The organism is Bordetella tumbae, from assembly GCF_054780995.1.
Genome location: NZ_BAAGVG010000023.1, coordinates 37276 through 48903, shown reverse-complemented (window position 1 = coordinate 48903; position 11628 = coordinate 37276). Strand labels below are relative to the sequence as shown.

Below are 11628 nucleotides of genomic sequence, written 5' to 3'. Positions count from 1 at the left end.
CTTGGCTCCTGCTGTTATTCACTTGGCTCCGCCGCGTCGCCTCGCGCACGCGGCTACACAACAGAGGGTTGACATGAAGCAGATCCACAAACAACTTCTTTCCGCCGTAGCAGTGATGGTCACCGCGTTGGCTGCCACAACCGTGCGCGCACAAACGGATACCAAAGCCGAGCTGCTTTCTCTCGCACAGGAAATGAAACCGTTTTCCATGCGCGTGCTGGGGCCACCAGTGGGCACGTCGGAATGGTCGTTCGTCGTAAAACCCTTCTGGAGCGAAACCGTCAAGGAACTCGGCGCCGGCAAGGTCACTGCGACGCTCAATAGCGTCACCGACATCAACGCCCAACCGTCAGATGCGCTGCAACTCATTTCTCAGGGCACTTTCGACATGGCCAACATGGTCGCCAACTATGGTTCGGGCGATGTTCCGACCCTGGACGGTTTCGATCTGGCCGGTGTAGCCACCTCAGTAGACTCCATCAAGAAAGTGCTGGCCGCCTACGAGCCGGCAGCCGAGACCGCGCTGCAAAAGCGCTACCGCGTCAATCTGCTGGGCGCCGGCATGTCGGGCGCACAAACCTTTTTCTGCAGGGGTGACATCAAAACCGTCGATGACCTGAAAGGCAAAAAAGTACGTGTCAGCTCGAGCACGCTGTCCGAGTTGGTACAAGGCCTGGGCGCCGCCCCCGTCACCATGGCTTTCGGCGAACTGGTCCCTGCGCTGCAGCGCGGTGTGATCGATTGCGTGATCACGGGCACCATGTCCGGCAATACCGCAAAGCTCTATGAAGTCTCCGACACCATGTTCACACTGATCGCAGGCTGGGCGCCCACCATTCAGGTCATCAACACCAAGAGCCTGGCCAAGCTGGACGAGACCCAACGCGCATGGCTGACCAAAGCGATAGATTATTACTACCGCAATATCAGCGACGCCATTCAGACCAAGAATGTCCAGGAAGGCATCTGGTGCAACACCGCCGACAAGCGTTGCACGATGATCGGCAAAGCCGGCGTCACGCCGGGCAATATGAAACTGGTCGAGCCCAGCAAAGAAGACCTGGCCAAAGTGCGCGAAGTTGTTCAGCAAAAAGTGCTGCCCCAATATGGCAAGGCATGCGGCAAAGACTGCGCCACAGCGTGGAACGACACCGTCGGCAAAGCCGTCGACATGACGATTCCAGCACAATAACCCAACCCTACACGCTGCCCGCCTGTCCCTGAGGTACGCGGGACAGGCGGCCAGCACGGGAGAGAACATGTCTTATCTCACCAGTGCCCGAATTCTGTTCGAGCGCCTGTCTCGCATGGCAGCCTTGGCTGGACTCTACGTCCTGTTTGCCACGACGCTGTTAGTCAGCACCGACGTCGTGGTTCGCAAAGTATTTGGCGTCGCCTTCGTCGGCGCCGACGAGCTCGGTGGCTATGCACTTGCCCTGGCTACAAGCTGGGCCTTGTCGTACGCGTTTTTCCAAGGCAGTCATATACGGGTGAACGTTCTGCACATGACACTGCAGCCACGCACCAAAGCCTGGCTCGACGTATTGGCCGTGCTGACGACAGTCGTCTTGATCGGCATCCTGGCGTGGCAAATATGGATTCTTGCTTTCGACTCATGGACGTTTGATGCGGTATCAAACACACCGTTGCGCGTGCCTATGTGGATACCTCAATTCATTTTCCTGGCCGGCGTTCTCCTCTTTCTGATTTCCGCCTTGCTGGTATTGCTGGAAAGCCTGGGTCTTGCCCTGCGAGGCAAGTATGAAGAAACGATCAGCCTCATCGAAGAAGACGAACAGTCCGGGGAGTACACGCTATGACCATCGGCATTGCCTTCATCCTGGGCGCATTCATTCTTTTCTTTGCAGGCCTGCCCATTTTTTCAGTCATCGGCCTGGGCGCTCTCGCTGTCGGGCTGATCTCTCCAGCCCCTATCGTAGATTCGCTCGGGATGACGGCCTGGGCCCAGTCGCAAAACTATGTGCTGATCTCGGTGCCGTTGTTCATCATGCTCGGCGAGATCTTCGTGCGCAGCGGCATTGCCGGCGAAATGTACGATGCCGTCGCGCCATGGCTCAACAAAATGCCTGGTCGATTGATGCAAACCAATGTGGCCACCAGTGCCATCTTTGCCGCCACATCGGGATCCAGCCTCGCCACCGCTGCCACCATCGGCTCGATCGCCATTCCCCAAATCAAATTGCACAGCTATAACGAACGGCTATTTCTGGGCAGCATTGCCGCAGGCGGCACGCTGGGGATCCTGATTCCGCCTTCTATTAATCTGATCGTCTACGGCAGCATCACCAACACATCCATTCCCGAGCTCTATTTGGCCGGCATTGTGCCAGGCTTGATTCTGACCGCGCTGTTCATGCTGGTGACGACCATACTGTGCATCCTGCGGCCCGAATGGAGCGGCAAGCCGATCGAGACCGACTGGAGCATGCGGATTGCCACGCTGCCCAAGCTGCTGCCGCCCCTGGGGCTGTTCCTGGTGGTAGTGGGTTCCATTTATGCTGGCATTGCCACGCCAACCGAGGCCGCAGCGCTGGGGGTCATTGCGACCGTCGTCCTGGCACTCGTCAGAGGCCGGATGTCTTTCGGCATTCTGAACTCAGCGCTATTTGCCACGGCAAAGACCAATGCCATTCTGATGATCATCATCATCTTTGCCGCATTGCTGAATTTTGCGCTGGGCATGATCGGCTTTTCCCGCCTGCTCGAGAGCTTTGTGCTCGACCTGAATCTCAGCACATACGCGCTAGTCCTGCTGGTCGTGCTCATCTACCTGATCCTGGGCTGCTTTCTGGAGGGGTTATCACTGACAGTCCTGACCGTACCCGTACTCGCCCCCATCATGGCCAAACTGGGCTTTGATCCCGTCTGGTTCGGCATCATGGTGATCCTCGTCACCGAGGCCGGCCTCATCACACCACCTGTCGGCATGAACTGCTACGTCGTCCAAGCCACACGCGGACGCGGCTCGCTCATGGACGTTTTCATTGGCGTGTCGCCCTATTTGCTCGCACTGCTGACTTTGGTCGGGATCATCATCGTCTGGCCCGAAGTCGTCCTCTGGTATCGATAGACCCTCGCTTTCTCAAAGCTCGACCAACCTGCTCATCGGCTTTCCCATACCTGAATCTGGAGACAGTTCTCATGTACCTGTTGAAATCGCTTCCCGAACCCATCGCCCCCGAACGTATTGACCTGCTCAGTCGCGCGGAGCCTGCCACGATCGGCCATTTTCTGCACACAGGTTTCATGGATAGCGGCATCCGCGCAATGTTGCCGCCCAAACGTATAGCAGGCACCGCAGTGACCGTGCGCTACCCCGGCCCCGATGGCGCGATGGCGCATTACGCCGTGGGCCAGGCCCGTCCGGGCGATATCCTGGTCATCGACCGTTGCGGCGACCAGCGTCACGCCAGCCTCGGCGGCGCGCTAGCCTACGCCGCGCGTGCGGCCGGGGTCGTAGGCATCATCGTGGACGGCGTCGTCACCGATATCGAAGAACTGCGACGCTATGGCTTGCCAGTCTGGTCGCGAGGACTCACCACCATTACCGTAAAAACATTGGGCATAGGTGGGGAATTCTGCATCCCCGTGTCCTGCGGCGGCGTAGCGGTATCCCCCGGAGATGCCATACTGGCGGATGAAAACGGTGTCCTCGTCCTGCGGCCCGAACTCATCGAATTTGCTGCCAACAAAGCCGTCGGCCTGCAAACCGGGGAAAAACAAACCCTGCAACGTGTCGATGCCGGCGAGAAATACCCTGATATCCTCGGTACCTCGGCAATCATCGCACAGCACTTGGCGCAACATTGAACAGGGAAACCGTGCAATGTCATTATCCAACCCATTCGCGACAGTCACTGAACTCTCTGCCCAGCTCGAGGCAGGCACGCTATCATCCGCAACCCTGGTAGAGCACTATCTGCAACGCATCTCAGACCAGGACGACCGCCTGCACGCGTTTATCGACACCTACGCGCCGGAAGCCCGTCAGCTCGCACAAAGCGCCGACCTCGCCCGCCAAGCGGGCAGCTCCCTCGGTCCATTGCACGGCATTCCCATCGCCCTCAAAGACCTGATCGAGATCGAAGGGCGTATCACCATGGGAGGCTGCGCCGCCAACCAGAACCGTCGCAGCACTGTCACGGCGGCCCTCGTGCACCGCCTTCGGCAACAAGGGATGATCATCCTGGGCAAAACGCACACCGTCGAGTTTGCCACCGGCGGATGGGGTACCAACACTCGCCTGGGGACACCACTGAATCCCTGGGATCTGGACGTCCCGCGCACGCCCGGCGGATCGAGCAGCGGCTCGGGTGTGGCCGTCGCGGCGGGCCTCGCACCGTGGGCCATCGGCACCGATACAGGGGGATCCGTGCGGCTGCCCGCCTCATGGTGCAACCTGACCGCCCTGAAAGTCTGCACAGGACGAATCAGTACCGAGGGCATACTGCCGCTGAGCACCACACTGGACACCCCAGGCCCGATGACTCGTACCGTGAGCGATGCCCGCCTGCTCTATCACGCATTACGAGAGCACGACGATTGCGGCCGCGCCAACACCACCCACCATGCACAACGGATCGTGCAGGCACGCCGGCACAACGACCTGAAAGGACTGCGCCTGGCCCGCCTGCCAGATAACGAGCGCGCCGTTGCGACGGCAGAAGTCCTGGCCGCCTACGACGCCTCTCTCGAGGTGTTGCGTGCAGCCGGTGCCGACATCGTGGACATCACGCTGCCCTATGGCTTTGCCGAGGTTGCCGAATTCAATAGCCTGATCATGAATGCCGAGGGCTATAGTTTCTACGCCGAACTCGTCGACGATCCCTCTCAACCCCTGGACGAAGACGTGCGTCCCCGTCTGCTAAAAGGCCGCACCGTGCGGGCGGCAGATTACCTGAACGCACTACGGCGCCGGCAAGCCATGCAGCGCGAGCTCGAATCCATTTTCGAACAGGTCGATGCCCTGCTGACACCCACCACCGCCACCGCACCACTGCCGCTGACGGAAGTCGACCAGAACTCCACCCCCGCCTATTACACGCGGTTTGCCAACTTCTTCAATTTAGCGGCCCTCGCGGTGCCGAACGGCGTCACACAGCACGGTCTGCCGCTGTCACTGCAGATCATCGGCCGTCCTTACAGCGAAGAAAGCATCCTCGACATCGGCGAAATCTATCAATCGCGTACACAGTGGCATCTGCGCACGCCAACGCTGCCCACATGACCCGTCCTGCCGCTAAACCGATCTGCTCCAGGCAAGGCGAATACGCCATCCTGTGCGACCTCGGCATGCCCACCGCGTCTACCGCAGACCTCACCGTGCAGCAGAAAGTCTGGGGCATGTCCGCCTGCCTGTCGGCTCGCGAAGACGTGCTCGAAGTCGTGCCCGGCATGAACAACCTGCTGGTGATTTTTCGCAACATCCAGCACGACTTCGATGCCTGCCAGGCTTTCATCCACGACGCGTGGGAAACCGCCGGGGCCAGCGCATCCCCTGGCCGCCAGATTATCGTGCCGGTGGTGTACGGCGGACAGGATGGAGAAGACCTCGGTCTCGTGGCGCGTCACGCTGGATTGACGACCCGAGACTATATCGACCTGCATGCGCAGGGCACCTATGTGGTCTATGCCTTGGGCAGCCAACCGGGATTCGCCTATCTAGGCGGACTGGATCCCCGCCTGGCCGTGCCACGACGCGATGTACCCAGGCCCCGTGTGCAAGCCGGATCCGTCATCGTAGGCGGCAGCCAAGCCGCCATCCTTTCCCGCACCACACCGTGTGGTTGGCACATCATCGGCAAGACCACACTCAACTGCTTTGACCACACTCAGGACCGTCCCGCCCTGTTCACGCCCGGCGATACCGTGCGCTTCGAAATCCAGGAGGTCCTGCCATGATTGAAATCAATCAGGCTGGCTTCTATACCTCGGTACAAGACCTCGGGCGCAAATCGTGGCGCCATCTCGGCGTCGGCTTGAGCGGCGCCATGGATCCCGTCGCGCTGTCAGTCGCGAATCTGATGCTGGGCAACGCCATTGACGCAGCCGGCCTGGAGATCACCATGGGCCATGCATGCTTGACGTTTCACACCGACACTGAAATCGCGTTATCAGGCGCCACCGTCGATGCCACCCTCGACGGGCGGCCATTACCCAACTGGTGGGCGCTGAGCGTACGAGCCGGCCAGCAATTGAAACTGGGTGCAGTCAGCGCCGGCGTGCGCAGCTATCTGGCCGTTCGCGGCGGCCTGGCAGTGCCCTCGGTACTGGGATCCACCTCTACAGACCTGAAAGGCGGATTTGGCGGTATCCAAGGCCGTCCCCTCAAAAACGGCGACACACTGGACCTGTGCCCCACGCCTCCTTTGAGCAACCGCAATACCGGTTTTGGTTTGCCCGTCATGCAACGCGCTCCCTACGCGCATCAGGGAGACCGTCTGGATCACAGTCCCCCAGACGGCGATAGCGTCGTTCCGTTGGTGCATATTCTGCCGGCAGCGCAATGGCCAGACCTGACCGCAGCCGCACAGCAGCAATTAGTGAACGCCACCTGGCAAGTCTCTCCCCAAAGCAACCGCGTCGGCTGCCGGCTGGAAGGCCCCACGCTGCCAATGGAGAGACGGCACGAAATGCGCTCGCACGGCATCATGCCTGGTGTCGTGCAATTGCCCCCCTCGGGCCTGCCCATCGTCCAGCTCTGCGATGGCAACACCAGCGGCGGCTATCCCGTCATCGCCACGGTGATCGAGGCGGACTTGCACATGTTCGCCCAACTGCGACCCGGCACGCCCGTGCGGTTTGCCGTTTGCGATATCGCCTATGCTGCAGCGATCACCACACGCCATCAGAAATTCCTGGACGACATCGCGTTGCGTTGCGAGCTGACGCGCCGACGCTTTCACTGAACATCCACTATGAAAACCATCGACATCAATTCCGACCTGGGCGAAGGCTATGGCGACTATGCCAAGGCCGACGACGCTGCGATTCTGGGCCTCATCACATCGGCTAACGTCGCCTGCGGCTTTCATGCCGGCGACTACATGACGATGCATCAGACGGCAGTGCTGGCAAACAAGAACGGCGTCAGTATCGGCGCCCACGTCGGCTATCCAGATATCCAGGGATTTGGACGCCGCCATATTGCCTATACCGCCAAGGAACTGGAGCTGATGACGATATATCAGCTCGGCGCGCTGAGCGCCATCGCGGAGCACGCAGGATCCCGGCTCACCCATGCGAATTTTCACGGTGCACTGGGCAATCTGTCTTTTATCGACGAGGACGTTTCCCTCGCCACATTAAGCGCGGTAAAGGCCTTTGACTCGACGCTCAAATTCGTGGCCCTGCCCCATACCGCCGCATACCGCGTGGCGCAGAAACTGGGCGTGGATATTGTCGCGTCATTCCTGGCCGACCGTGCCTACACGCCTGACGGCGTATTGGTCAGCCGCAAAACACCAGGCTCCGTCATTCACGATCCCGCCCTCATACGCGAACGCGTGCAACGCGTACTGCAAGAAGGCAAAGTCCGCGCCATCGACGGAACGGATCTCGACATGCCGGTGGACTCCATCCTGGTGCACAGCGACACACCGGATTCAATCGAAATCGCCCGCACCATACGCCAGGCTGCGCAGGATATCGGCTATCGGATCGCGGCTTTTACGTGATCAGCATGCGCAGGCCGTCCAAACCGATCACAGAGAAAATCAACAAACACTCGTACCTTTGCCGGCAAGTGACGACGGCTCGGATAGACGGCCAACAGGTCAGGATCGACCGACTCCGCATGCAGCAGAATCCTCTGCAAACGACCGGCGGCGAGGTCTTTCTCCACGACAAACAACGGCGATCGGATAATGCCGATGCCAGCCATCCCAGCCAAGCGCAGCGTGTTTGCGTCCGTGGATCGTAAACGCCCTGACACCCGTACTGTACGCTCGCCTTCAGCGGTACGGAAACGCCATTCGACCAGTTCGTCCCGGCTGGCATACAACAGACATTCACGGGTGGCTAGTTCGTCTATCGTTTGCGGCACGCCTTGCAGACGCAAATACTCTGGCGACGCGCACACCACGCGATGCAACGTCGTGATTTTGCGCCCCACTACCGACTGACTGACCGGCGGATGAAACTGCAGTGCGACGTCGTAGTTCTCCTCGACCAGATCCACCAATCGTTCGCTCAAGTTGACTTGCACATCCAGTTTGGGATGTTGGCGCATGAAATCCGGCAACACCTGAGCAACCCGCCACGTCCAGAAATGCATGGTCGACGCCACGCGCAACACACCCTTTGCCTCGATCGTGCCGGCGGTTGCCAGTTGCTCGGTGTGCTCGAGCTCGGCGAGGATACGCGAGAACCGTTCAAAACAGGTTTCGCCAATCTCGGTCAACCGATGGCGGCGCGTCGTGCGGTCCAGCAAGCGCGCCTCGAGATGATTCTCGAGCAATGCCAAATGGCGGCTGACCGCAGCAGCAGAGATCTGCAATCGCTCCGCCGCCGGGGCGAGCCCGCCGGCTTCCACTATCGTGACAAAGGTGCGAATCGCGCCAAAGAGGTCCATGCCGGGCATGATAACGCCACTATCCGTTGAAAGACATCTTTCTCCTTGCTTCCCCCTACCCCTCCGATCCGCGCAATCCCGCAGCGTGTACCCCCGCGATCCGGCCGAAGGTAGCGCCACGCAATACCGAGGTCGCAGCCGGATAACGCCGATAGTAGATGCCAGTCATCGCGCCCGCGGCGTACAGATTCGGAATCACATCGCCGTCACTGTTGAGCACCTGTGCACTGGCGTTGGTTTTCACCCCTCCGAACGTAATAATGCCGGAGGGAATAAGGGGATACGCAATGAACGGCGGTGTATCGATGGGACGGGCCCAGTTACTCTTGGCAGGCACAACACCGACCGTCGATAAACCATCGGCCTCAGAAGGCACGAATCGCCCTGCCCGGCATCCCGCATTAAATGCCGCTACAGTTTCCTCCAATGCACCCAGCGGCACATCGAGCTTGCGGGCCAAATCCGGCAGGCTGTCGGCCTTTATGGGCGGCAAATCACTCAACACGGCTCTGACGTAGTTCGGTACATCATTGATCTTGGCATCCAGAACGGCATACCCGACGTTATTGGGTTGTTTCTGTATCGCCCAGCAGATCCGGTCATAATTGTTGTAATCGGCGCCGCTGCCTTCGTCGCAGAAACGCATACCCAGTCGATTGACCACGATGCCGAAAGGAAAAATCAGCACCTTGGCCTCTGCCCGTGCAGATCTCTCATCCACAGGCGTAGAGTGATAGGCGCCAAAATCGCCAGCGGGTGCAGCGCCCACGTCAAACGCCATGCGTATGCCTTCGCCGCGGTTGTAATGCGCGCCGCGCGCAACGGGACGAATACCCGCAGATCCAGGGCCTACATAACGAGCCAGCATTTCCGGCGATCCTTCAAATCCACCGCTGGCCAACACCACTGCCTTTGCCAAAAAATCAACGGGGCGGTTCCCCCGAGCAACCGCATGCAAACCGGAGATAACACCCTCGGATTCGATCAGACGGCGTCCCGTTGTTTCGTAAAAGAATTGGACGCCACCCTTGCGCGCCGCATTGCCCAACGCCTCGAGCATCGCCGCACCACCCCCGCTGGGCGTGATCATGGTCATAGGCGCCAACGTGATCTGCGGCAGCATCGTGGGAATGAACCGCACCCCATGCCCCTTGATCCACTGAATCGTCGGAACAGCCTCGCGCGACAACGCCGCCAAGTAATCCGTATCCGTCACAGGCATCGAACGCACGACATTGCCCCACGACTCCGAGGCGCTATCCATCTCGGCGACCAACCCAGGATCAGGATTGGCGCTGGCCACCTCTGCCATCGCCTCATCAAAATCGTCCGACAGCTCGGTTTCGCTTTTGAGCCGCAGAAAGGCTTCCGTGTACCGCGTGCAGCCGCCGCTTTCGCTTTCGCTGGCACGTTCGAGTACAGCTACCCTCGCGCCCGCCTCCATGGCGGCGACGGCTGCCGACAGCCCGGCGATACCATGCCCCAGAACGACCACATCAAAATCATGAGTTTCAATCATTCGTCTTTCTCCCGGTACTGAATCACAGGTCTGCACCTAACCCCGACATATCAACGCCGCGTGCGGCCCACCGTCGCCAGATCCACACCCGGCACCATGCCGGCGATGCTGAAACCGCCATCAATCGGCAACACCACGCCAGTCATGAACGCCGCGGCAGGAGACGCCAAAAACACTGCGGCGGCGGCCACATCGTCCTGGGTGCCGATACGTCCCAGCGCAGTACGGCGCCGCCGCTCCTCCCATCCAGCGGCATCGAGATTGGCATTCGACATCGCTGAAGGGATGGCCGACGGCGCCAGGGAATTCACCCTGATACCCATCGGGCCCAACTCCACCGCCAGCGCGCGGGACATCGCGTCCAACCCGCCTTTTAGCGAGGCATAGGCGCTGCTATATGCCACTCCGGTCAGCGCGACAACAGACGAGATGTTGATAATGACGCCGCGCCCAGCCTGCCGCATTGGCTCGGCCACGCTCTGACTCAGCAACAGCGGCCCTTTCAGGCCCACCGCGAGCATGCGATCGATAACCGCACTCTCCACCTCAGCCAACGGACCATATTTGGCAAAGACCGCACAGTTGACCAGCACACTGAGTCTGCCGAACCGCCGCAGCGCCGCTTGCACAGCCGCCTGGCCACTATGCACATCCGCCACATCGAGGCATACCGCCTCGGCCTGCCCGCCGTTGGCCTGGATTTCCACGGCCACTTCTCGTGCCCCAGTCTCATTGATATCCGCGACCACCACCTGACAACCCGCGTGTGCATAGGCCAGCGCAATCGCCCGTCCCAATCCTTGTGCCGCCCCAGTGATCAATGCCACTTCCGCCGACAAGATCATGCTCCGGCTCCAAAGACATCATCGCTGGAGTTCACAACTCGACAAAACCGGCCCAGCGATTGGACAGAGTGAGCGTGTTCCTCGGCAGAATGCGCGGCGCAGCAATCCTCGAGCAGGACCACATCAAAATCGCGGTCATGTGCGTCGCGCACAGTAGCCTGCACCACGGCTTGCGTGGACACGCCCGAGCAATAGATACGCTCGATCCGCATCGCTCTCAGTTGCGCCATCAGCGTCGTCGCATAAAACGGACTGACACGGTGTTTAACGACGTGCACGTCCGTATCACGTGCCCCCAGATCAGGATGGATCTCCGTCCCTCGGGTACCCAAACGGAACAATCCCGCGTCAGGCGCGCCGCCAAAAATCGGCGAGCCCTTTGGACACTCATGATAGTCACTGGAGAAACCCACACGTACAAATCCAATAGCCACGCCGGCTCGACGAGCGGCCTCTATCGCACGAGCTGTCCGGGCGACGATATCCCTGTCGCGAGCCTCTTGCACCAACGGACTGGGCATGGCTCCCGCCTCCGGGTTGACCAGGTCGTTCTGCATGTCCAGGACCAGATAAATAGCGTTCAAAACGAATCCTCTCTTGTTTGATGTTGAAGGTGAACCAGAAGCGCAGACGCTTCCCACGGCTACGCCCAGCGCGCCTGAAATATCGAA

The 11628-nt window shown here is 60.0% G+C and carries 12 protein-coding genes; 8 read left to right on the top strand and 4 right to left on the bottom strand.

The window, feature by feature from the left end:
• Positions 1 to 73: 73 nt before the first annotated feature.
• From dctP to ACYVI2_RS22660, 8 genes are all read left to right on the top strand, one after another.
• Entirely contained in the window at positions 74 to 1192 is a 1119-nt protein-coding gene (dctP, locus tag ACYVI2_RS22695) for a TRAP transporter substrate-binding protein DctP (protein ID WP_415821168.1), read from the top strand.
• A 67-nt stretch (positions 1193 to 1259) separates the two neighbouring features.
• Positions 1260 to 1820 carry a TRAP transporter small permease subunit gene (locus ACYVI2_RS22690; protein WP_415821169.1) on the top strand — a complete coding sequence of 187 codons (561 nt, stop codon included), beginning with the start codon at positions 1260 to 1262 and terminating at the stop codon, positions 1818 to 1820.
• On the top strand, positions 1817 to 3091 hold the full coding sequence (locus tag ACYVI2_RS22685; RefSeq protein WP_415821170.1) for a TRAP transporter large permease: 1275 nt from the start codon (positions 1817 to 1819) through the stop codon (positions 3089 to 3091). The genes ACYVI2_RS22690 and ACYVI2_RS22685 overlap by 4 nt, the downstream gene beginning before the upstream one ends.
• A gap of 71 nt (positions 3092 to 3162) precedes the next feature.
• Complete coding sequence (locus tag ACYVI2_RS22680; protein ID WP_415821171.1) at positions 3163 to 3831, top strand: RraA family protein; 669 nt, start codon at positions 3163 to 3165, stop codon at positions 3829 to 3831.
• A 16-nt stretch (positions 3832 to 3847) separates the two neighbouring features.
• Positions 3848 to 5248, top strand: coding sequence for an amidase (locus ACYVI2_RS22675; protein ID WP_415821172.1), 1401 nt, complete (start codon positions 3848 to 3850; stop codon positions 5246 to 5248).
• Positions 5245 to 5922, top strand: a complete 678-nt coding sequence (gene pxpB, locus ACYVI2_RS22670) for a 5-oxoprolinase subunit PxpB (RefSeq protein WP_415821173.1) — start codon at positions 5245 to 5247, stop codon at positions 5920 to 5922. Before ACYVI2_RS22675 ends, pxpB begins: the two co-directional genes overlap by 4 nt.
• Complete coding sequence (locus ACYVI2_RS22665) at positions 5919 to 6929, top strand: 5-oxoprolinase subunit C family protein (protein ID WP_415821174.1); 1011 nt, start codon at positions 5919 to 5921, stop codon at positions 6927 to 6929. The genes pxpB and ACYVI2_RS22665 overlap by 4 nt, the downstream gene beginning before the upstream one ends.
• A 9-nt stretch (positions 6930 to 6938) precedes the next feature.
• Positions 6939 to 7697 carry a LamB/YcsF family protein gene (locus ACYVI2_RS22660; RefSeq protein WP_415821176.1) on the top strand — a complete coding sequence of 253 codons (759 nt, stop codon included), beginning with the start codon at positions 6939 to 6941 and terminating at the stop codon, positions 7695 to 7697.
• Here the strand turns inward: ACYVI2_RS22660 and ACYVI2_RS22655 are convergent.
• Genes ACYVI2_RS22655 through ACYVI2_RS22640 form a run of 4 tightly spaced genes read right to left on the bottom strand, consistent with a single transcriptional unit; the run spans position 7673 to position 11541 of the window.
• A complete protein-coding gene (locus ACYVI2_RS22655; RefSeq protein WP_415821177.1) occupies positions 7673 to 8602 on the bottom strand; it encodes a LysR family transcriptional regulator in 930 nt (309 codons plus the stop codon). The genes ACYVI2_RS22660 and ACYVI2_RS22655 overlap by 25 nt on opposite strands.
• A 46-nt stretch (positions 8603 to 8648) precedes the next feature.
• Entirely contained in the window at positions 8649 to 10112 is a 1464-nt protein-coding gene (locus ACYVI2_RS22650) for an FAD-dependent oxidoreductase (RefSeq protein ID WP_415821178.1), read from the bottom strand.
• Between the two features lie 50 nt (positions 10113 to 10162).
• Positions 10163 to 10957, bottom strand: coding sequence for an SDR family NAD(P)-dependent oxidoreductase (locus ACYVI2_RS22645; RefSeq protein WP_415821179.1), 795 nt, complete (start codon positions 10955 to 10957; stop codon positions 10163 to 10165).
• Complete coding sequence (locus ACYVI2_RS22640; protein ID WP_415821180.1) at positions 10954 to 11541, bottom strand: cysteine hydrolase family protein; 588 nt, start codon at positions 11539 to 11541, stop codon at positions 10954 to 10956. The genes ACYVI2_RS22645 and ACYVI2_RS22640 overlap by 4 nt, the downstream gene beginning before the upstream one ends.
• Positions 11542 to 11628 lie beyond the last annotated feature (87 nt).